Origin of the sequence: Acetivibrio cellulolyticus CD2, from assembly GCF_000179595.2 — a bacterium.
Classification (GTDB): domain Bacteria; phylum Bacillota; class Clostridia; order Acetivibrionales; family Acetivibrionaceae; genus Acetivibrio; species Acetivibrio cellulolyticus.
Window position 1 is genome coordinate 972,075 of the sequence record NZ_JH556659.1, and the last position, 23,061, is coordinate 995,135.

The window sequence follows — 23,061 nt, forward strand, 5'->3', positions numbered from 1 at the left end:
ACAATCATATTCTGGTTCTTAAAGGATGAGTGAAGTACTCCCACTTTTCATGTAACCTGGTTTTCATCAAATAAGGCTTTAAGTGAAATAGCAGCGGAAGTTATATTTTCACTATTCCCAATATAGAGGAGAGAGGCATTATGTCTAAAGTAATTGGTATTGATTTAGGTACTACAAATTCTTGCGTTGCTGTTATGGAAGGCGGTGAAGCTGTCGTAATTCCTAATGCCGAGGGTGGACGAACTACTCCTTCGGTAGTTGCGTTCTCCAAAACCGGAGAGCGTATGATAGGACAGCTTGCTAAGCGTCAGGCAGTTACCAATCACGAACGTACCATCAGTTCCATCAAGCGTGAAATGGGAAGCAATTATAAAGTTGATATTGAAGGTAAAAAGTATACTCCACAGGAAATTTCGGCAATGATTTTACAAAAGTTGAAAACCGATGCAGAAAGCTATCTTGGAGAAACGGTTCAGGATGCAGTAATAACAGTACCTGCTTATTTTACCGATGCACAACGTCAAGCAACCAAAGATGCTGGAAGAATTGCGGGCTTAAATGTGCAGAGAATCATCAACGAGCCAACCGCAGCTGCACTTGCCTACGGTGTAGATAAAGAAACAGAGCAAAAGGTAATGGTTTATGACCTTGGTGGTGGAACATTTGATGTGTCGCTTCTTGACATCAGCAATGGTGTTATTGAAGTACTTGCCACTGCCGGAAACAATCGCCTGGGTGGTGACGACTTTGACGGTTGTGTGGTTGAGTATCTTGTAAATGAATTTAAGAAGGAAAACCGTTTTGATCTTTCCAAAGATCCCACTGCAATGCAGCGTGTAAAAGAAGCTGCAGAAAAAGCTAAAATTGAATTGAGCGCTTTAACATCAACTTCAGTTAATCTTCCGTTTATTACCTCAAATTCATCAGGTCCAATGCATATGGATATTACACTTACACGGGCAAAATTTGATGAACTTACATCACATCTTGTAAATGCAACAATGGATCCGGTACACCAGGCACTACGTGATTCCGGCCTTAATACTGCAGATATTAACAAGGTTTTGCTTGTAGGAGGTTCCAGCCGTATTCCTGCGGTACAGGAAGCTGTCAGAAAGTTTATCGGCAAAGAGCCGTTTAAAGGTATCAATCCAGATGAATGCGTTGCAGTTGGAGCCGCACTACAGGCTGGTGTTCTTTCGGGTGATGTCAGAGATTTGCTGCTTTTAGATGTAACTCCTCTTTCTCTTGGCATTGAAACTCTAGGAGGTGTTTTCTCAAAAATTATTGAGAGGAACACAACCATTCCGATAAAAAAGAGCCAGATATTTACCACTGCCGCTCCGTTCCAGTCATCTGTAGACATTCATGTTTTGCAGGGTGAACGTGAAATGGTAGCATCAAACAAAACATTAGGCAGATTCAAGCTTAAAGGTATCCGCCGTGCACCACGAGGAGTTCCTCAAATTGAGGTTACCTTCTCAATTGATGCCAATGGCATTGTCAATGTATCTGCCAAAGACCTCGGAACAGGTAAAGAGCAAAGCATCACCATTTCTGCTTCCTCAAACCTAAGTCAGGCGGAAATTGATCAAGCCATCCGTGATGCACAGCAATATTCTGCTGAAGATGCAAAACGCAAGGAGGAAGCCACAGCACGTGATCGTGCTGAGCAGTTGATTTATCAGGCATCGTCAATTATAAAAAAACTTGATAAAAATGACCGCAAATTACTTGATGAATCGGTTAAAAACACTAAAAAAGCATTAAAAAGCAAGGACAATGCACAGCTCACAGCGGCCTGCAATGAATTATCCTCAATGCTTGAAACCATGCACCAAAAAACTCCGGATGATGGAACTTCAAGTAATGGAGATAATAAAATCTAGACAAGTGAAAAATATTTTGCAATAATTGAATTTGCAAGCATCCCAAAATGAGAAAGGTGGGTGAATAATATGTTTGGTTATGTAGTTGCAAATGTTGATAAGCTGACTGCTGAGGAAAAGCAGCATTACCGTTCGTGCTATTGCGGCTTATGCAAGGCATTAGGAAGCCGTCATGGAGCATTAAGCCGTATAACACTTACTTATGACATGACTTTCCTTGTTTTGTTTCTTTCTGCACTATATAAAACAGTTAATAAAATCGAAACTGAGCGGTGTATTATTCATCCTCTAAAACCGCATCAATACTGGCAGAATGATATAACAAACTATGCTGCCGACATGAATGTTGTACTTGCTTATTACAATTTACTTGACGACTGGATAGATGATAAAAATATCCTGTCACTGTGTGAAGCAAAGCTATTCGAGCAGCAATACAGACAAATTATTAAGCGATATCCAAATCAATGTACGGTAATTAGTGAATGCTTGAATGAGCTTTCCAAAGTTGAAAAATCAGGAGAACTTAATGCAGATATTCCTGCAAATTTTTTTGGAAAGCTGATGGGTGAAATCTTTGTTTTACGTGAAGATGAATATACGGAAAATTTGCGGGCATTCGGAAGGGCTCTCGGCAAGTTTATATATATAATGGATGCCTGCCTTGATTTAAAGGATGATATAAAACATGAACGATATAACCCCTTGATTATGTCTTCATCTGAAGATTTTAGCTCAATTTTGACTCTGCTTATGGCCGACTGTACAGAAAAATATAAGCAGTTGCCGATCAAACAGGATACGAATCTGATTGAGAATATCCTTTATTCAGGTGTTTGGACTAAGTATGAAGCAGAAAAGCAAAAACAAAGGAGGCAAAATAAGCAATGATATCCGATCCTTACAAAGTGCTTGGTGTTTCTCCAGATGATCCAATTGAAGAAATTACAAAAGCATATCGCCGATTGGCGAAAAAATACCACCCGGATGTTAATTATGGAAATGAAGAAGCAGCAAAGAAAATGAGCGAAATAAACGCAGCTTATGAACAGATAAAGAGCGGGAATACGTCCCAAACAAACAGCAGCAGAGGATACAGCGGCCAAAGTTCATATGGCTACGGAAACAATTCTTCTGGGGAAAATGACCCCTTTGGTGGATTTAATCCTTTCGGATTTGATCCGTTTGGGGGATTTGGTCCCTTTGGTAACAATCAACAAAGGCGCCAATATTCTGAATTTGAGCCAGTAAAAAACTATCTGCGTGCAGGGTATTACGCAGAGGCGCTGAATGTGCTGTCCAATATAACTAACAAGAGTGCTGAATGGTACTATTACAGTGCCATTGCAAATTATAATACAGATAACAAAGTTACAGCACTTAATCACGCTAAAACAGCAGTACAGATGGAGCCGAATAATCAGGAATATCAGCACCTTTTAAATCAAATACAAAACGGTGGACGGGTTTATCAACAGCAAAGCCAGAACTTTGGTATGCCTGTAGTCAATTTGAGCAATCTCTGTTGTGGGCTCTGTCTTGCAAGGCTGCTCTGTGGTTGCTGATGATAACCATATCAAGAAGGAGTGATTTTTAAATGGGAAATTTAAAAGATAAATTAGCACGTTTTATGTATGGCAGATACGGAATGGATGAACTTTCTTATGCCTTATTTGTGACATATTTTGTTTTACTATTTGCCAATATATTTATCCATACAAAAATATTTAGTATTTTGATGTTCGCTGTTGTGTTTGTAATGGTTTTCAGAACATTCTCCCGAAATATTTATAAAAGGCGAATGGAAAACGAAAAGTTTATGAAGATCTGGAAACCTGTTAAATCAAAAGGTTCTTTGACAGTTCGCAGGATTAAAGAAATTAAGACACGACGTTTTCGCAAATGCCCTAATTGCAAATCCGTGCTACGTTTGCCCAGGAAAACAGGAAAGCATACAGTAAACTGTCCATGCTGCCATAATGAGTTTGAACTTCGCATTCTATGGTAATTGGAGTATAAAACACAAAGTATTTATTTTGAATTATGTATCTAAGAATCTTGCAAAAAATCATTTTTACTAATCATATTTTCTCAATAACTTCGACATTTTGAAACTATACGCATGATAACATTCATTTTCTATTGACAGAAATACATGAATAATATATGATGTATCTTGCGAACAATGGCGTTCAATACATGAAAGGTAAACCTTTCATGTATTTGTAATCGCCTCTTTTTATTTTCAATTATTTTACAAAGGGGTAAAAAACATGAAAAAGAACGTATTAGCTTTTTTGACAGGCATTATTTTTACTTTATTGATGCCTTTCAGTGTTTTGGCAGAGGAAGTAGCCGCCAATGATGTAGTTGGAACCGTGTGGCAGTTCCAGCAGTACAATTTTTCAATCAACATTTTAGCAATGCTCTTAGTAGGTTTTGGATTTCTAATGGTATTTGTAAAAAAATATGGTTATAGTGCAACAACCGGAACATTCCTGGTTGTTGGTACCGGGATTCCACTCTATTTATTGCTTCGTTACACAGGAATCATTTCTTCTGAATCTTTTGATCCTCAAAGTATAAAAGCATTATTATTCGCAGAATTCGCTGTAGCCGCTGCACTTATTTCAATGGGAGCAGTATTGGGAAGGTTGCGTGTTTACCAATATGCTTTGTTGTCAGTTTTTATAATACCTTTTTATATGATTAACGAATGGCTTGTATTAGATGGTAAACTTGGCGTAACTCAAGGTTTTGTAGATGCAGCTGGTTCTATTATTATTCACGCATTCGGTGCTTATTTTGGATTGGGGTTGGCTATAGCACTAACAAAGAAAGAGCACATGAATCAACCAATTGAATGCGATGCTACATCCGATAGATTTTCAATGCTTGGCTCAATGATTCTATGGATTTTCTGGCCAAGTTTCTGTAGTGCGATTGTCCCCACTGGAGATTTTCAAAAAACAGTAGTTAATACAATTTTAGCTTTATGTGGTGCAACAGTTATTACTTATTTACTAAGTACATTCTTAAGAAAAGGAAAGCCATCCATAGCTGATATTGCAAACGCAAGTCTTGCTGGTGGTGTCTCAATAGGTGCAACATGTAACCGTGTAGGCGCTCCAACTGCTTTCCTGATTGGATTGTTAGCTGGAACAATATGTGTTATAGGATATGTCATAATCCAGCCAAAATTACAAAAGGCATTAAAGATGGTAGATACATGCGGAGTTCATAATCTCCATGGTATGCCTGGGCTACTTGGTGGAATTATTGCAATTTTTGTAGTGCCTGGTGCAGCAAAACCACAAATCATCGGAATTGTTTTCACCGTGGTTCTTGCACTTGCAGGCGGTTTTATTTCTGGTAATATTATAAAATTCACCGGTTCTAAATTAAAGGTATACGAGGACTCTGATGAATTTGCAGAAGCTGAGTGATATTTCTGTCCTTAGTTTTACTGTACAATAATCCAAAGAAATTCAAAAATACGGCTGCATAATTTGCAGCCGTACTGTTATATATTCATTTACTTTTTAAACCTAATACAATTAGATTTAAATCTTTATGCAATAACGCACTAGGCTAATTCCTATCACTACTCCCACCAAGCTTAGACCCACGTTAAGTACAATATTGCTTATAAATGCAAAGTATCTTCCACCTTGAAGTAAAGAAATTGTTTCAAAACTAAAAGTTGAAAATGTCGTTAACCCTCCTAAAATTCCCGTTGTTAGAAACAATTTTAAATTTGGCGTAATACAGGTAAATCTTAGGCTTAGCTGCATGATGAATCCAATCAAAACTGCTCCTGTTACATTAACAATTAGAGTCCCAAAAGGAAAATCAGATTTAAACATTTTTAATGCCGCAATAGAAACCAAATAACGTAAGGAGGCTCCTAGAAATCCTCCAATTCCAACACAAAGTATCTTATCCATAACAAACTCTCCTAACATCAAAAACCATTTTATCTGCAAGCATGATTTACTTCAAAACATACGTAGCCAGTACACTTTGCAATTCATAAATATCCAAGCTCTTGTTAAACTGTTTTTGAATCGGCAGCTCTGCACCGGAAATCCATATTCTAAGTTCAGCATCCAAGTCAAAGTTTCCTGCTGTTTCAATACTAAAATGAGTGATGCTTCTATAAGGAATTGAGTGATATTCAACCTTTTTAGCTGTCGCACCCTGTTTATCAACCAAAAGTAACCGTTTGTTTGTAAAAATAATAAGATCACGTATTAGTTTGTACGCTTTTTCAACCTTTTCTCCACTTGCCAAAAGCCTTTTCATCTCGTGTTCTGCATCCTCAGCACACAACTCCCAAGCATTCCCCAAAAAGGCATCAAAGATACCCATCTCTACAGTTCCCCTCTCGCTTTATTCATTAAATTATTTTATATATTTTTTTATCATATTATTCTGCCCAATCCCAATGCATCCCAGCACCATATCCGCTCGTTGGACGTTTTATAAACCCGAACTGTTCATAGAAACTTTCTCTTCCTTCAGCTGCACATAGCATAATCCGGGTTCCTTTTACACAATTCTTTTCTATCCAGTCCATAATGTTTTTTACAATTGTTTTTCCTATTCCACACCCCTGATATTCAGGTATAGCAATAATATCAACTATAGTAAACATTATTCCCCCATCTCCGACAACACGTCCTATCCCCACTGTTTTGTCCCCGTCTTTTGCCAATACACAATAAAGTGAACCCTCAATCCCCTTTTTAACTGCTCCTTCATCATTGACAATATTCCATCCAACAGATGACCGTAAAAACTTATATTCTTCAACTGACGGAAGTTCATTCACAAATTCTATTTTCATAATCTTCACCCCTATTTAAATAAAAAGTTTCCTTGAAGCAATATTCCTTATCTTTTCTACTCATCACCCTCACCACTAATAAGTGTATTAAATCTTTACAAATATCAGTCAACTTCTGGTTAAAAAACCCCACAGAATCACAATTAATATGACTCCGTGGGGTCTAATTCCACGTGTAAGGCACTTGAAATTGCTTTGAATTTTCAAATAGTCTTGCCCCTATGCAGCTCGTGCTATTTACACCTTATGCATACTCACCTTTTGGATTATTTTCACACACATCTTCCATTTTGTCAATAGGCTCTAGCAGAAATGCTTATACTTCAATTTCAGAAGAATAAGGCTCAAGGTGAGCTATAACCTGTGCGTTCGCATTGATTTCATTACGTATTTGTTCTTCAATACTATGAATTAGTTTATGCGATTCTTCGACACTCATATAAGGTTCAGTCATAATATGCATATCTATATGCATATCATTTGCACTTCCACGGCTACGTATATCATGGGCATCTTTAACCTGATCAAAACGAAGTGCAATATCCCTGATTTTTTCTGTATCAACTGCCACTTTATCAACCAGCACACCACTATTATCTTTGAAAATTTCATATGCTGCATAAATAACAAAACCTGATACAACAAGAGATGCTATTGGGTCAATTATTGGGGGTAATCCCAATTTAACACCTACAAGTGTTGCCAATACGCCAATGGAAACATATATATCACTTCTTGTGTGCATGGAATCAGATATTAAAATCTGACTGCCCAGCTTTTTACCTACATTATACTCATATACTGACACAAATATATTAATGCAAAGCGTTATAATTAGTACAATCAGGCTTTCTATTGTTATATTTGGAGCAACAGGCTTCATAAAGCTGCTTATTGCATTCAGGATTATTTTCCCGCCTATAAAAAATAGCATTCCAGCAATAAAGAGACCTGTAAGCGTCTCGAACTTTTTGTGTCCATATGGATGATCCTTGTCAACCGGCTTCGAGGCCAATCTAATTCCAATCAAACCTACAACATTGGAAGACCCGTCAGTCATCGAATGAAAGCCATCCGCAGTCATACTGGCACTATGAATAATACTACCGACAACAATCTTCAACAATGCAACCGCTATGTTTGCAAATAGGATAACCCAGAGTACACGGCTTACTTTTTTATAAACATCTACTGCCACACTTATCAATCCTTTCAACTAGTTTCTCTTAAATTTACATGAGGTTATATCCAATCTCTAAGTGCATACCTTTTGTGGTACGCTTGAATTTGCCTCCATGGAAATATGCAGAAAGCACTGATAATAGCCGAAGAATTACAGTATTAATTAATGGCATTATAATTACGAGCATACGGGTATAAACTAATTGAGTTGTACTCAATAGCATTTGCAGAAACTTAAACAGTTTCCTTAATAGTGCTTCTAGCTTTCTATAAACTTTTTTATTACATACTGTACTTTTGTTGCTAACTACCGTTTGTTTCACCATCATTTCAAGCGTGTGGTGAGCATATGCCTCACCACCGTAATGAGGTACAGAAACAGTCAGCAACGAAAGTATTATAAGCACTATTAAAAAGAATACTCTATTTTTTTGTATTATACTAAAGTTCAAAAAAAACATATAATTCCTCTCTAACTAGACAAAAATACCTGTGGCATTATAATTTCATCAAAATTATAGTCCCACAGGTATTTTTCACCTGTTGCCAACTTTCGTCGGCCCAGCCCCACACACCTTATTAGGTGTATCGCCTGCTCTATTTTTATATTAAATTCTTTTATATAGTCTATGATAAAACAAGCTCATTTGTCAATGTTTTTTTCTTCATTCTTTACACCATATTAGATCGTATGAATTCTCTTTTACGTTAAGGGTCATTTTTTATATGCCTATAAAGCAAAAGTTGCTGTGTCAACTCATTACAAGCCATCATCAGCAACTTTTGAATTTATCGACATCTATTTCATCAAATATTCTTGCATCCGGCCTTTTAATTGCCTTTCAATTCAGCTATTAAACGCTGGTATTCTGTCTCAAGAGCTTGCTTGTCTGCATTAGGATTTGAAAGCTTTGCTACTGTCTCCGCTATTTTCATTTTCAGCATAACTTGTTCAGTATCACTTTTCACTTTGGTCTGTTTTTTTTGCCTGCTTAAATTGTAATCCTCCAACTTCCCTTCAAAGGTGGTTATAGTCTGATTTTCAAAAATAAGAACTCTATCAGCTACCGAATTCACAAACGCTCTATCATGTGAAACAAACAGAACTGTACCTTCGTACTCACACAGAACACTCTCTAGGGCTTCTACAGATAGCATATCAAGATAGTTAGTAGGTTCATCCAAAAGCAGGACATTGGCATCCGAAACAAACAATTTTGCAAATGAAACCTTTATTCTCTCTCCACCGCTCAAGCACTGAATGTCTTTATACACATCATCCGTACGAATTAACAGTCGTGCAAGAATTGTTCTAGCTGTTGTCTGCGATTGAACACTATCACGCATCACATTTTCAAGCACTGTTTTATTATACTCAAGGTTCTCAAAAGTCTGATGAAAATACCCTAACTTTGCTTTTGGAACAATACGTATGCCGTCATTTAAGTTTTTGTAAATCAGATTCAATAATGTACTTTTTCCGGTCCCATTCTCACCCCAAAGAGCAGTTTTCGAGCCATTCGGTATACTAAAGCAGGTTTTATCAAATATTTTCTTGCTGCCATAACTGAATGAAAGCCTGTCAGTGGAGATAACAACCCTGTTTTCAGGCGGATTTGTCATGGAAAAATCCAGTCTGATTTTCGGTAGTTCTTTTGGTTTTTCTTTTATTTCGAGCTTTTCAAGACGTGTTTTCATACTGTCAATTGCATTGTGGATTTTTTCCTGTTTTTCATTCGCACTTCGTCTATGAAGCCTTGCTTCAGAATTGCCCATCCTCTTTGGAGCTTTCCTCACAGATTTTGCCTTAGATTGCCTATCAACTATTGCAGATTCAAGGATTGATTTTTCAGAAATATACTTCTTATACTCATCTAATGCCTGATCATGCTCCATTCCGCTCTTCTTTTTGTAAAAAGAATAATTTCCATTATAGACCTTAAGCTTCCCGTCCCTAACCTCAATTATTTTATTGCATAAGCTGTCTAGAAGAAGCCTGTCATGACTGATAAGCAAAAATGAGTCTACCTTGGATAGCTTTTGTTTTAGAAGTTCAACCCCATGATAATCAAGGTTTGCAGTAGGCTCATCGGCAAACACCATAAGATTTTCACTATTAAAGGCATTAGCAATTTTGATCCTCGTATTTTCGCCTCCGCTGAATGCTTTTTGCTGTACCTTATGTGAAAGATTGAACTCCTTTAATAGCTTTTGTCCTGCATTTATACTCTCATCGGAAAACTGGCGTATATATGATATATTAAAAAATTGTCTTACAAAACCTTCATCGGGTTCTATATCCTTCGAAAGAATGTTCATAAGAGTGGTCTTCCCTGATCCATTTTGCCCAACTATACCTATCTTGTCACCCGAATATATTTTTAATTCATCAATCTCAATTATAAGTCTGTCACTATAGAACTTTTTAATATTTAAAGCATCTAATATAAGCATAAAAAAATCTCTCCTCCACCCTTTTTAGCGTGCTGGAAAGATACAAACAGCCATAAAAACAGAAAATACAGCAAGGCATTAACTGAAATATAGATGAATTGTTACGCTAATCCAGCACAAAATAAGAGCACACTGTACTCTCTTAAAATCGAATGATTTTTTGCCGAATTAGCCAATCTTCATCAGTAAATACCTTACCCTTTCATAACATTTAGGAATGCTGAAAATATAACTTCGGCTACAATACATGTGAAAAATCCCAAGTAACATTTCAACTATTCCTAAATTTAATTTTACTCTAGAAAAAACAACAAATCAAGCCCCACACAGATTCATTAATTATTTATTGTTAGTTTGTCTGTTTCAGATGGTGATACTATAACAACAATCCTTTTTGAATCAATTTCAATATTCCAACAGGTATTCTTACCTGAAGGTTTGTAACTTTGAGCTACAGGTTCCTTATCACCTAACGGATTCATAAGGTAAGGCCCATATAACGTCTCATTTATTTTAATTTCTTTCTGCAAATTAACTATAATTTCGTTTACCTCATCACCAAGATACTTAAGTTCTGAGTCACCTGAATCAACCATATAAGCAGTAATAGCCTTTTGCAGGTTATTTCCCTGATAATAATCACCTTTATCAAAGATTTCTTCAGCAACATATATATCTGATTCCTTTGGGATATCTATCTTTACCATCTCATTAAATTGAGAAAAGCTTATTGTACCTACAACACCTAGATTTTCACTTTCTAAATCCTCCACTAATAATTTTATACTTTTAACATAATTAGTATTTTTGTCAATTATCATCTCAAAATAATTTGGGGACTCAAACATGACGAACGAAAAATCTCCCATTGCATTATCCAACAGGATACTGCCTGTGAATTTGACCTCGTTATCTTCAACATCCATATCCAAAGAGGCACAAAGTGCATCATCTAATTTTAATAGACCTTCATCAGCAAATTGTTCCAAAATACCTTCAAAAGCCATATTAGTATCAAACTCTTGCCATTTATTCAATATATAGTTCTTTTTATAAGCCTTCTCGTTGTAACAAATCCCCTCACCTTTTTCCAATCTATAAACATCCTCACTAAATGTTTCCGCCTCATAATTCATAGCTAGTATTTTTTCCTCTTTATTGACCTTTAAGTCTAGAGATTCTCTTCTTTTTTCATATCCATAAAACTCTGCAGTTACATTGGCACTAAAAAACTTAACTGCTTCCATAGACTTTTTTACATTATCAAGAGCTTCCCTTGTTTTATTAAACTTAGCCTCATCTGCTATTAGTATCATTTTATACTCTTCATTCCAAACAACCTTTTTCCCTAAGCTTTGAGACACAAATCTCAATGGGATATATGTAGTATCCTTATATATAAATGGGACAGCATCAATAATGTCTTCTTTATCATTAATATACACTGTCTTACTATCAATTTGTAATGAGATTACAGTTGAATCCTTAATCACCTTGATACTTCTTTCTTGTCCGTTCCATATTATGTGCTTATCATCATCAGGAATTCCGAGATCAGTCATTAATACCCTTAAAGGCAAAAATGTTCTACCGTCTTTAACTAATGCAGAGCTTGCAGATCCATCCATTTGAGGTTTTTCTTTCCCATCAATAACAATTGTTAACTGCGAAACCTCAATTTCATCCTCCTGCGCAAATGATACAAGAGAGGACATATAAAAAATAGCAAAACAGGATAAAAACACAACTAAAAATTTCTTCATTTTTTTACCTCCTAATTAATTATTATTCTATCCAATCAACAGGCTTAAGGCCTCTATCCCTTAGAATACTGTTACAGTGACCAACATGATACTGTATATGCCTTATTTGCATGAAAACTACATCCAGATTGGTTATTTTTTCATTGAAGGCAGAAAGCATTGTAAGCCATTCATCATCTTTATCTTCAAAGTAGCATATACAAATATTTTTCACAATATCCTTATAATCCAGCATTTCGCTTTTTGAAACATAACCTTCCGGCTTATTATCCAATTCAGGATAAACCTTTCTTTCTTGGAAAGGCTCTACAAAAGCAATATTAGGCTGCCGCATCCAGTAATTTGCACCGCATAAGGCATGCACAATCTGCTGCCAAAACACATATCCCCCGGCATTTACATTCCATATTTCATCGGGGCACTGCTCAATCAACTTCTCCAGCATAGAAAACGATAGTGTAAACTGTACCCTGCATGTTTTAAGAATATTGTCCATATATCCACCTCCACGTCCATATCAGTATTTCCAATTTAACATCTATATCCAACAATATTATACTTCAATATAACACATTTGTTTAAATCCAACAATTCTTATTGTCGCCTTTTCCTAAATTGAGTAGAGCTTATGCTACAAATCAGTATAAACCCAACCATTGCCAGTGAGAATTATCTGAAATCCAAGGTGAATTCTTCAGTATACCCATCACTGTTAACAGAAACTGTTACCATGTTATTATCAATCCATTCAATGTTATAATTACTACGCTTAATAGGTAAATCAGGTTCTCCAAAACTGACCATATCCATTAAATTCACAACCTTAAAAATCGAATAGACAACCTTATATCCACGAACTGTACAACCAGTTATACTGCAATTTTCTTCAAGCAACAAAATGTTATTACCCCTGGGCGAAGAGAAATAATAGTAATTTGGATGACTAAGCATAAAATATGAAAAAGCATTTACCAAAAAGCAAAATAACATGAGTAATAAACCCAAAATAATAAAAGTAATTTTTGCTGATAATTTTCTTGAGAAGTATATCCCCATCAAGGCAGTAATAACTGCAATCAACCCATAATTGATGTAAGTGCAAATATCTTCATTAATTAAGCTGAAACTGAACTTTATCTTGAGAAACCACAGTAGAATCTTACAAAACACCAACATTCCTAATAAAAAAAATAAAAAGAACTTCCCAAACCTCTTCATTCTTCTCCTCCCATGAATCAAAGGGACACAGAATATGCTCCATTTATTAAGCCTTCCTGCTAATTTTTTATTGGCTTTTTAAAATATATAATAGTCAAATTATCATTTATCTTATCCGTTTTTCCAGTTTTCACATATCCCATTTTTTCATATAAATGATGATTTCTTTTTAAATCATGAGGAGTTTCCAAATCCCACTCCACAGCGGAATTATGTAATTTTTCAACATATTCAATTGCTTTTTGCCCTATTCCAAGATTTTGATACTCTGGCAAGACATAAATTGTATGTAATTTAAAATGTAAATCATCTGGATTCTCATGTACATATACTGCTCCTGAGAATTCTTCATCCACTAGAATTTTATAAAAGTAATGTTCCGCAATACTTTTTTGAATGCTCTCTAATTTTTCATTACATGGATTCATATCATGGTCTTGATACCTTTCCAATAAAGGTAAAAAGCTTTTTCGCTGTCCTTCCAGTATTAATTCTGCATCCTCCAATTTTGCTCTTTCAACTCTAATTTCCACCACTATTCCTCCACAAATATGTATTAAACTGCAAAGTTCCAAAGTCCGTCTAATCTTGTTTTAGCTTCATCTTATATCCCTTAGACCCCATCAATTCATAAGAACAAACAAATACGTAATAACTATCTTTTGTTTATGCTTCCATTATTTAATATTTTCGTATAGGTGTCAACACAAAACCTCAATACTTTACAAGAACCAAAATGATAGTTTTTTAAAGTCTATATACTTGCGATCTCTGCAGCTATGCTCTCTATTGAGAACTCAAGGGCTATGTAGTTTTTTATATGTTGCTTGTTTCATTAATTTGCATAAAAAAACAGGGCATCTCTACATTATAGAAAGTTACCCTGTTTTCTAAAGTCTATTATTCAGCAGGAAATTTGCTTATTATTCCTAAAAGGTACTGTCTGTATACTCCAAAGTCAATTGAATTCACATTTCCATCACCGTTAACATCTGCTGCCTCCATACCATACTGGTAAGAGAAGCTTTTAATCATTCCAAGCAGATATTGTCTAAATACTCCAAAGTCAATTGAGTTTGCACTTCCATCACCATTTAAATCCCCTACTATATAATCTGGTTCAATTATAACAGATCCCGTGTTCTTTGCAGCCATTTGATCTGAAAAAGGTTTATACAATGTTGATAATAATGTATCTCCATGTAAAACACAGAAATGGCTCTGTTTTATGTAATTGTAATTCCATATGAGCACACCTGCTGCATCATTCTCTAGAACTGTATCGAAAACTGCATCCCAATATCCCTCTTTATTGTTTATGCTATTAAATTCTCCTATTATAATTGGCTTCTTAACAACCTGATGAGCATCATCAATCCATGCTTTTACAAGAGTCCTCGTCTGATCAGTAGAAAGATTTGCCCAAGGTTCATCAGGATATGGATGAGCGGAGCAAAAATCTATGTAAGGAGATTGGTGAATATAAATAAATGGATTTCCTTCATCTCCACCAAAACCATATTTTGCTTGGTGACCTTCTATTCCCGTTCCAACCATATGATTTGGGTCAAGACTCTTTATATAACCAGCCATTTCATCAACCCAGGCTCTCAGTGTAGTCCCTGTAGAATTTTCATTTACAGTTGCATCCTGATACCTTGGCTCATTCATCAATTCCCATGAAAAAATTGTTGGGTCATCTTTATAAGTTACTCCTGAATAATGGTTTACTCTATTGATAAAATGCTCTGCATAAGCTTTGTATCCAGCTTTTAAATTTTCATTTCTGAAAAATTCCGTTCTTGCATTATGATTTCCATAAGGAAGTCCCTCCCATTTAAGTCTGGAGTCTATTCCACCATATGCCTCCCAGTAATTTTCCAGAGTTATAATTAACTTTATACCATGATTTTTGGCAGACTCCATAATATAATCGAACAACATAAACTCTTTTTCGTTATAAACTCCTTTTGAGAGTTCAAACCCATGCCAGTTTTCGGTAGAAAATCCCCAGGTTCTAACTACCTTAACCCCGTCTTCTGCCATATCACTCATGAAAGCATCAATCTTGGCCTTGTCCATATATAGCTTTTCAACATACTCGCCTTCATGAGCTAATCCACCATCACCAAAGGTAAACAAATTATAAGCGTTAAAACCGGCAAAATAAAACGGCTTACCATCGAGCACAAACTGCGTCCCGTTGGTAGTTACAAAACCGTCTGACTCTGCAGCAAACGTATCAATTATGGGACAAACTACAACGAGAATCATGACCAAAATAATTGTTCCGACTAAATACTTTTTCATAGAATCCCTCCCCAGGAAAAATAGATAAAAATTTCAGTATAATATATCTTATTAAAATTATACTTGACCAAGTAATATTACAAACACAACAGCAACAAATATACGCGTGCCTTAATTTTAAAAACAAGATACTGATATAAATATGGAGATTTGCTGAGAAAAGTGTTGTATCCAGAAAACTGCATTGATTATAGGGTTTTACTGCATTCAGACTTCTTGCTTATATAATAATTATATATATAAAGTACTTTTTTGTAAATACAAAAAGTACTAAACAAACCATTTAGGAATGCTGGAAATATACTTCAGCTATATCTTGTAATATTACTTTTTACAACTTATCATTCATCCTGATAAAACCGCCTAATTATCAAAGCAATCTAAAGCGAACTTATTTTCATCAATTCCGTTATCTATGATGTAAAATTACTGAAAATTCCGCTCATTTGGCAGCGTTTTCTCATTTAGAAAATGTGCCAATAACAAAACACACTCACCTGGGTAGCTAATAGTCACTTTTTTAAACCTTGACAGAATCGGTCCCATAAAAATAATAGAAGACCTCATTTCTACTGCGAGATCTTCAGGTATCTCAGTACTGTTCATCGTTGAAGAATCTACAGTAATCGTATCACCTTCAAAACTAACCTTACACCCAACTTTCTCCAAGATCTCTAGCATTGTTTCAACATCACTCAATCTAGGGCAATTCTTGATTACACTAATACCATCATTCAAAACAGTAGCAGCTAATATGGGCAACACAGCATTTTTTGAACCTTCCACCGTTATTTCGCCTCTTAACTTCTGCCCACCTGTAACAACCAGCTTACTCATATAAAGCACCTCCGTATAACTCGGTGGTTAACCATCATTATCAACTCTCTTAATTCAGTTATATATTAATATCTTATGCTGGGTTTACAAAAGTGTTACTTTATTGATTTATCATATGGTACGGCTATAAAATCAATGGTTCTGGCCAGCCCAAAAACTTTACAAAAAAATCCACATACATTAACCATATTAAATATAAGGACATTTGCTTAGTAATTCCTCAAACAAAAAAGGATCCATTAGGATCCTGTCATTTTCTATTCGCTTTTCATTTTATCAGATCGTCTATCATAGCATAAATTTGCTCACTGGCATTTGTGATTCCCATCTTCTTTGCATTGTCAGCCATCTTTTTTAATTTATCCGAATTACACAGCAAATCATTTATTTGCTCATATAAAACATTGTGATTGAGGTTTTTTTCCAGAATAACAATGCCTGCACCCTGCTTTTCCAGTGCCCTTGCATTGTATTCCTGATGATTTGCCGTAACATATGGTGACGGTATTAAAATTGATGGTACACCCATTGCAGTCAATTCACTTATAGTTATAGCACCCGCTCTGCCGACTACCAGGTCTGCAGCTGCCATAACATCCGCCATATCATATATATATGGTACTATTTTTATGAATTTGGAATTAATATTGCCAAGCCTTTTCATTATCTTCTCATGTTGTGCCTCACCTGTGGCAAATAGTATATGGAATTTATCCTCATCCTTGTGGCGCGAAATAAACTCACTTACTGTATTGTTTATAGTTTCTGCCCCCCTGCTGCCTGCAAATATTACAACAAGAGGTTTACCCTTTTCAATCCCAAGCTTGCTCCTTGCTGTGTTTCTGTCTGCCTTAAGCATTTCATTACGGATGGGGTTTCCTGTAAAAACAACCTTTTTCTCATTCTTAAAGAACTTTTCCGACTCTTTGAAACTGATAGCAACCTTATCAACGAATTTTGCCAGCAGCTTGTTTGTAACGCCAGGAAAAGCATTCTGCTCATGAATCAATGTAGGTATCTTCATTCTAGCTGCATTGAATACTACAGGTCCACATACGTAACCGCCTGTTCCTATAGCAATATCCGGTTTAAATTCCCTGATGATGGCTCGTGCCTCATGAAGCCCTTGAAACAACTCTTTCACAGCTACAAAAGTATCCTTGGACAGCTTTCTTCTAAAACCTCTCACCTTAATAAGCTTCAGTTCAAAATTTTCCCTCGGCACTAATTTAGTCTCAAGGCCTTTTTGCGTTCCTATAAACAGTATCTCACAATCTGGGTTCTTACTCTTTATATATTTTGCAATTGCAATACCAGGGTTAATGTGCCCAGCAGTTCCGCCCCCACTTATTAAAACCTTCAAAACTTAACTCACCTCAAATTCTATCATAATTGGAATATCTCGATATATTAAGAAGAATCCCTATTCCACTCATAAGGAAAACAAGCGACGTTCCCCCATAACTGAATAAAGGTAACGGCATTCCCGTAACAGGCATTGAAGATGTTACAACAGCAATATTAATAATGACCTGTATTGCTATAAGTGAAGTAATTCCTATAGCTACAAGACTTCCAAAAGCATCCGGCGCATTTATTGCTATTTTTACACCTCTCCATATGAATACAAGAAATAATAAAAGAACCGCTAGTACTCCTATAAATCCGAGCTCTTCAGCTAAAATGGAGAAAATAAAATCGTTATACGGCTCCGGAATGTAGAGAAATTTCTGCATACTTTTTCCCAAACCCCTGCCAAAAAGTCCTCCGGAACCAATGGCATACAAAGACTGAACAACCTGATAACCATCCCCTGATTTATCAGCAAATGGATTCAGGAATGAAACTAATCTGTCACGCCTATATGGGGAAAATATAACCAATGCTATCAACCCGGCAATCGCTGGTATTGAAAGCAGCGAAAAATGCCATATTTTCGCTCCCGCAGCAAAAAGAATTACGCAAGCTACACCAAATATAATAATTGTACCGCTAAGATGAGGTTCTAAGAGCAGAAGTCCACCAAAAACGGCCAAAATAAGCAGATAAGGCAGCAGTCCCGTGAAAAAAGAATTTAGCTTATTTTTATTTTTAGATAGGCTATAGGAAAAAAATAATATAACAGCTAATTTTGCTATTTCTGATGGTTGAAACTCAGTCACTTTAAGATCAATCCATCGCTGTGCACCATTATGTGCTGTACCAATTACAGGTACTAATGCAAGAAGCACAATACTACCTATTAGAAAAACAGGCGACCATTTACCAAGCTTCCTGTAATCAATATTCATTGTAACAAACAATGCAAAAAGCGCTACCGGTAAATATAATAACTGTTTCTTTATAAAGTAGTAAGTATCATTCATTTTATTGTTGGCATGCGGTGCACCTGCGCTGAACACCATTATAGTCCCTAAGCACAACAATATTAATACCGTCATAAATAATAAAAAGTCAAAAGGCTTTTTTGATGTATTGGAAGTCATAACTGCCCCCTTTTCAGCTCCAGCTATATCATTAAAATTTAATCAATAAAATTTTATCCCCAATGCCAACAAGCTTATTATACATAAAAGGACTGTCACTCCCCAAAATACATAAACCACTTTTACTTCCTTCCAGCCCGAAAGTTCGAAATGGTGATGTATCGGTGCCATCTTAAAAACTCTCTTACCAGTCAGCTTAAAAGACATTACCTGAATCACATCCGATAATACTTCAATAACATATATTCCTCCGGCAACTACAAGTACCAGCGGCATCTTCATCATTATTGCAATCGCACCAACAGCCCCTCCAAGAGCCAAGGATCCTGTATCCCCCATAAACACCTTGGCAGGATGAACATTATAAGCTAAAAATCCAAGACAACCACCTGAAACTATTGAGCAGAAAATTTTCAAGTAATCCCACTCACTTCTCGTCATAGCTACGACAGAAAAGAAAACAGTAACTATAAGGGTAACACCTGCACACAAACCATCCAGACCATCAGTTATATTCACTGCATTTGTAGCGGATATCAAAACTATTATGGTAAAAGGTATAAAAGCCCAAGCTAAATCAAAAGTCTTTTCCATCCCGAACAAAGGAATTATGATATCTGTCCCTATTTGAGCTTTAGCGGCATAGAACGAAAAAGAAACTGCAATTATCAGAAGACCAAGCATCTTCTGACTCCAGTACAATCCGTCCTTTCTTTTCTTTACCACCTTTATAAAGTCATCTATAAAGCCAATTAATCCAAATCCAATGGTAACAAGTGCAACAGGCAGTATTCTCATATCATATCTTGCATAGAAAACGGACAGTGCCAGTATTGGAACCAAAAAAAACACCCCACCCATCGTGGGCGTCCCTGTCTTTTTTAAATGAGATTGTGGTCCGTCATCCCTTACAGTCTGGCCAAACTTCAATCTAGTCAGAATAGGAATAAAAACAGGTCCTAAAATCAGTGTCAGAAAAAAACTCACAATAAACATCAATACATGTTCAGAAATATTAAAAGGTATGTTCAAATCTTATCTCCCCCCACTAAACTTTACCCAAGTAATTTATGTATTTATATTTTTACTTATTATTTGTATTTTACAAAATATCAAAGCATTTACTACTTGTTTATAATTAAATAGTCAAATATATATTTACACTTCTAGAGTCATGTTGTCAAGAGATTTACTATTTCCTCCATTTTCATACCCCTTGAACCCTTTACTACCAATACATCTCCCGGTTTGGTAAAATCTAAAAGGAATTTCCCCGCTTCGCTGTTGTCTTTAAAGTGAAAAACTCTAGCTTCCTCTGCACCAGCTTTTAAGGCACCCTCTGCAATATTTTTACCATTCTCACCAACTGCAACTATATAACTAACTTCTTTTGAAAAAGCAAATTTGCCAACACCCATATGCGCCTTAACAGCAATATCTCCAAGTTCCAACATATCTCCCAATACAGCAATAGTTCTGTTGTCACCTGCTATATCCTTCAGTACATTTATTGCTGCCTCCATAGACTGCGGACTTGCATTATAAGCATCATTTATAATCTTAATTCCATTATGGTCCATTATATTTAATCTCATCTTGCCTGGTGAAAATTCTCCTATACCTTCAATAATATCCTTTACAGGTATATTAAGCTCAATCCCTGCAGCAATAGCAGCAAGTGCATTGTGTATATTATGAATTCCCGGTACAGGAACATGTACCTTATAGTTTTCATTGCCTATTGTTATCTCAAAACTAGTTCCCTGTTCACCTTGGGAACTTATGTTATAAGCTTGATAATCCAGACCATCCTCCATCCCATAGAATACAGTTCTATAGTTAAGAAGATTCTTTAAACCAAAAAGTAAATTGTCATCTCCGTTTAGTATTACCAACCCTTGACTTTTTAATCCCTCGAATATCTCCATTTTTGCTTTGAGAATATTCTGCCTTGATCCAAGTTTTTCTATATGTGACAAACCTATATTGGTTATTATAGCTATATCAGGCTTAACAATGGAAGTAAGACGGCTTATCTCCCCAAAACCACTCATCCCCATTTCAACTACCGCAGCCTCATGAGTTGATTCAAGATTAAAAACAGTCAGAGGAACACCAATCTCATTGTTGAAATTTCCCTGTGTCTTAAGTACATTGAATTTCTTGTTTAAAACACTTGAAACCATATCCTTGGTACTGGTCTTCCCAACACTTCCTGTGATACCCACAAACGGAATATCGAACTTTTTCCTGTAATAAGATGAAAGCATCCTCAATGCAGAAAGAGTATCTTCAACTTTTATTACTACCTTCCCCTCATACCCGGCAGTATCCTTTTGGGTTAAACACCCCGATACTCCCTGTTCAAAAGAAGTAATTATATAATCATGACCGTCAAATTTTTCTCCAACCAAGGGAATAAAAAAGTCGCCTTTACGTACCTGCCTTGAATCAGTCGTAACATTTGAAAACTCAGTGTTCAAATCGCCTGATATTAATACTCCATTCACTGCTTTCACTATCTCTTTACATTTCAAAGTCTCCATCGTTATCCTCCATGGTTGCTTAATTGTTTACATTCATTTCATCTAGTATTTCCCTAACTACTTCCCTTTCATCAAAGTGTATGGTTTTATCATTGAGCATTATATATGTCTCATGCCCCTTTCCTGCAAGGACTATTATGTCCTTTGGCTGGGCATGCTGCATTGCATATTTTATAGCTTCCCTACGGTCTACAATTGTTATATATGCAGAAGTTGTCTTTTTAATACCCTCTTCAATATCATTAATTATCGCAGCCGGTTCTTCTGTTCTTGGATTATCAGAGGTAATCACTGTAAAGTCCGCAAGTTTTCCGGAAATTTCACCCATAATCGGTCTCTTTGTTTTATCGCGGTCTCCGCCGCAGCCGAATAAGCTTATTACCCTTGCCGGAGCATAGCCTTTTACAGTGGTAAGAATATTTTCCAAACTGTCAGGAGAATGTGCATAATCAATAATAATTGTGTAATCTGTTCCTGTCTGCACAACCTCAGCCCTTCCAGGTACTGTTACATTCTTTAATCCTTTTTGTATATACTCAAGTGGTATTCCCATCAAAGCACAACTGCCGATAGCCCCAAGCGCATTATAAACACTGAATTTGCCAGGAATATTAACTGCTATATCCCCGGTAAACCACGGTGTAATAACTTTAAACTCCACACTATCCGGATGTTTTACTATATCTACTGCCCTTATATCTGCACTGCTATCAATACCAAATGTATAAACTTCACACTCTGCATTTTCAACAACCTTTCTTCCATATTCACTATCTACATTAATAAGACCTTTTTTGCACATTTTAAACAGCTTTATTTTTGCTGCCAGGTAATTTTCAAAGGTTTTATGAAAATCCAGATGATCTCTTGAGAGATTGGTAAATACCCCGATATCAAATTCACTGCAGCTTACCCTATGGAGGTCAAGTGCATGGGAAGATACTTCCATCACCACGCTGTTTACCTGCTTTTCAACCATTTCTCCAAAAAGTTCCTGAAGATCATAGCTTTCAGGAGTAGTTCTGTCCGTAGGAAGAACTTCATCACCTATTTTGTTTGAAATAGTTCCAATAAGTCCAGTCTTCTGACCATACATCTCAAGTATTGATTTGATCATATATGTGGTCGTTGTCTTACCTTTTGTACCAGTTACTCCGACCAGATTAAAATCTCCCGATGGATGTCCGTGAAACTTGTCAGCAACGCTAGCTAAGGCATATCTGGTATCATCAACCCTTATCACTGTTATACCTTCCGGTACTTCAACTTCTCTTTGAACAAGTAAAGCTCTGGTGCCATTTTCAATGGCTTGAGGAATAAATTTATGCCCGTCAGCCTTAAAACCTTCAACGCACACAAAAAGTGAACCGCTTCTCGTTTTTCTTGAATCATATGCTATAGTGTTTACCTCAAGATTTAAATCACCTGTTACATCAACTATCTCTAAGTCCTTAATCAATTCTTTAAGTAACATAATACTCCTCCTATCATACCAATAGCTTGAAAATTAACCAAAAACCAACTATT

The 23,061-nt window shown here is 36.1% G+C and carries 22 protein-coding genes and 1 riboswitch; of the genes, 5 read left to right on the forward strand and 17 right to left on the reverse strand.

Translation table 11 applies throughout. The annotated features are described in order from the left end of the window. Nucleotides 1-140 precede the first annotated feature (140 nt). The 5 genes from dnaK (at nt 141) to ACECE_RS0224265 (ending at nt 5,335) form a co-directional block, all read left to right on the forward strand. The gene (dnaK, locus tag ACECE_RS0224245; RefSeq protein WP_010252146.1) at nt 141-1,889 is read left to right on the forward strand and encodes a molecular chaperone DnaK; all 1,749 of its coding nucleotides are present in this window, start codon (nt 141-143) and stop codon (nt 1,887-1,889) included. A gap of 69 nt (nt 1,890-1,958) precedes the next feature. Then, nucleotides 1,959-2,780, forward strand: a complete 822-nt coding sequence (locus ACECE_RS0224250) for a DUF5685 family protein (protein ID WP_010252148.1) — start codon at nt 1,959-1,961, stop codon at nt 2,778-2,780. Next, a complete protein-coding gene (locus tag ACECE_RS0224255; RefSeq protein WP_010252150.1) occupies nt 2,777-3,454 on the forward strand; it encodes a J domain-containing protein in 678 nt (225 codons plus the stop codon). Before ACECE_RS0224250 ends, ACECE_RS0224255 begins: the two co-directional genes overlap by 4 nt. A 32-nt stretch (nt 3,455-3,486) precedes the next feature. After that, nucleotides 3,487-3,897 carry a hypothetical protein gene (locus tag ACECE_RS0224260; RefSeq protein ID WP_010252152.1) on the forward strand — a complete coding sequence of 137 codons (411 nt, stop codon included), beginning with the start codon at nt 3,487-3,489 and terminating at the stop codon, nt 3,895-3,897. Nucleotides 3,898-4,162: 265 nt separating this feature from the next. Then, nucleotides 4,163-5,335 (forward strand): ammonium transporter family protein, encoded by a 1,173-nt coding sequence (locus ACECE_RS0224265; RefSeq protein WP_010252154.1) that lies wholly within the window; start codon nt 4,163-4,165, stop codon nt 5,333-5,335. A 117-nt stretch (nt 5,336-5,452) separates the two neighbouring features. On the opposite strand, the gene crcB is transcribed toward ACECE_RS0224265, so the two are convergent. From crcB to ACECE_RS0224350, 17 genes are all read right to left on the reverse strand, one after another. After that, entirely contained in the window at nt 5,453-5,836 is a 384-nt protein-coding gene (gene crcB, locus ACECE_RS0224270; RefSeq protein WP_010252156.1) for a fluoride efflux transporter CrcB, read from the reverse strand. 46 nt (nt 5,837-5,882) lie between these two features. Then, on the reverse strand, nt 5,883-6,260 hold the full coding sequence (locus tag ACECE_RS0224275; protein WP_010252158.1) for a PH domain-containing protein: 378 nt from the start codon (nt 6,258-6,260) through the stop codon (nt 5,883-5,885). Nucleotides 6,261-6,318: 58 nt separating this feature from the next. After that, complete coding sequence (locus ACECE_RS0224280; RefSeq protein ID WP_010252160.1) at nt 6,319-6,738, reverse strand: GNAT family N-acetyltransferase; 420 nt, start codon at nt 6,736-6,738, stop codon at nt 6,319-6,321. Nucleotides 6,739-7,054: 316 nt separating this feature from the next. Then, the gene (locus tag ACECE_RS0224285; protein ID WP_010252162.1) at nt 7,055-7,954 is read right to left on the reverse strand and encodes a cation diffusion facilitator family transporter; all 900 of its coding nucleotides are present in this window, start codon (nt 7,952-7,954) and stop codon (nt 7,055-7,057) included. Nucleotides 7,955-7,970: 16 nt separating this feature from the next. Further along, nucleotides 7,971-8,381: a hypothetical protein gene (locus tag ACECE_RS0224290; RefSeq protein ID WP_010252164.1), complete on the reverse strand. Its 411-nt coding sequence runs from the start codon at nt 8,379-8,381 to the stop codon at nt 7,971-7,973. Between the two features lie 55 nt (nt 8,382-8,436). Then, nucleotides 8,437-8,530: riboswitch (NiCo riboswitch) on the reverse strand. A gap of 221 nt (nt 8,531-8,751) precedes the next feature. Then, nucleotides 8,752-10,374 carry a ribosomal protection-like ABC-F family protein gene (abc-f, locus tag ACECE_RS0224295; RefSeq protein WP_010252165.1) on the reverse strand — a complete coding sequence of 541 codons (1,623 nt, stop codon included), beginning with the start codon at nt 10,372-10,374 and terminating at the stop codon, nt 8,752-8,754. 335 nt (nt 10,375-10,709) lie between these two features. Next, a complete protein-coding gene (locus ACECE_RS0224300) occupies nt 10,710-12,137 on the reverse strand; it encodes a copper amine oxidase N-terminal domain-containing protein (protein ID WP_010252167.1) in 1,428 nt (475 codons plus the stop codon). Nucleotides 12,138-12,159: 22 nt separating this feature from the next. Further along, nucleotides 12,160-12,633 (reverse strand): DinB family protein, encoded by a 474-nt coding sequence (locus ACECE_RS0224305; protein WP_010252169.1) that lies wholly within the window; start codon nt 12,631-12,633, stop codon nt 12,160-12,162. Nucleotides 12,634-12,806: 173 nt separating this feature from the next. After that, nucleotides 12,807-13,355: a hypothetical protein gene (locus ACECE_RS0224310; RefSeq protein WP_010252171.1), complete on the reverse strand. Its 549-nt coding sequence runs from the start codon at nt 13,353-13,355 to the stop codon at nt 12,807-12,809. A 59-nt stretch (nt 13,356-13,414) separates the two neighbouring features. Next, nucleotides 13,415-13,888: a GNAT family N-acetyltransferase gene (locus tag ACECE_RS0224315; protein ID WP_010252173.1), complete on the reverse strand. Its 474-nt coding sequence runs from the start codon at nt 13,886-13,888 to the stop codon at nt 13,415-13,417. Between the two features lie 367 nt (nt 13,889-14,255). Beyond that, entirely contained in the window at nt 14,256-15,665 is a 1,410-nt protein-coding gene (locus tag ACECE_RS0224320) for a dockerin type I domain-containing protein (RefSeq protein ID WP_010252177.1), read from the reverse strand. A 426-nt stretch (nt 15,666-16,091) separates the two neighbouring features. Next, a complete protein-coding gene (locus ACECE_RS0224325) occupies nt 16,092-16,502 on the reverse strand; it encodes a UDP-N-acetylglucosamine 1-carboxyvinyltransferase (protein WP_010252179.1) in 411 nt (136 codons plus the stop codon). Between the two features lie 268 nt (nt 16,503-16,770). Then, complete coding sequence (gene murG, locus ACECE_RS0224330) at nt 16,771-17,865, reverse strand: undecaprenyldiphospho-muramoylpentapeptide beta-N-acetylglucosaminyltransferase (protein ID WP_010252181.1); 1,095 nt, start codon at nt 17,863-17,865, stop codon at nt 16,771-16,773. A gap of 13 nt (nt 17,866-17,878) precedes the next feature. Further along, nucleotides 17,879-18,988 carry a putative lipid II flippase FtsW gene (gene ftsW, locus ACECE_RS0224335; protein ID WP_010252183.1) on the reverse strand — a complete coding sequence of 370 codons (1,110 nt, stop codon included), beginning with the start codon at nt 18,986-18,988 and terminating at the stop codon, nt 17,879-17,881. Between the two features lie 42 nt (nt 18,989-19,030). Then, entirely contained in the window at nt 19,031-20,020 is a 990-nt protein-coding gene (gene mraY / locus ACECE_RS0224340; RefSeq protein ID WP_010252185.1) for a phospho-N-acetylmuramoyl-pentapeptide-transferase, read from the reverse strand. 140 nt (nt 20,021-20,160) lie between these two features. After that, the gene (locus ACECE_RS0224345; RefSeq protein ID WP_010252187.1) at nt 20,161-21,534 is read right to left on the reverse strand and encodes a UDP-N-acetylmuramoyl-tripeptide--D-alanyl-D-alanine ligase; all 1,374 of its coding nucleotides are present in this window, start codon (nt 21,532-21,534) and stop codon (nt 20,161-20,163) included. Between the two features lie 19 nt (nt 21,535-21,553). Continuing rightward, nucleotides 21,554-23,008 (reverse strand): UDP-N-acetylmuramoyl-L-alanyl-D-glutamate--2,6-diaminopimelate ligase, encoded by a 1,455-nt coding sequence (locus tag ACECE_RS0224350; protein WP_010252190.1) that lies wholly within the window; start codon nt 23,006-23,008, stop codon nt 21,554-21,556. Nucleotides 23,009-23,061: the final 53 nt, after the last annotated feature.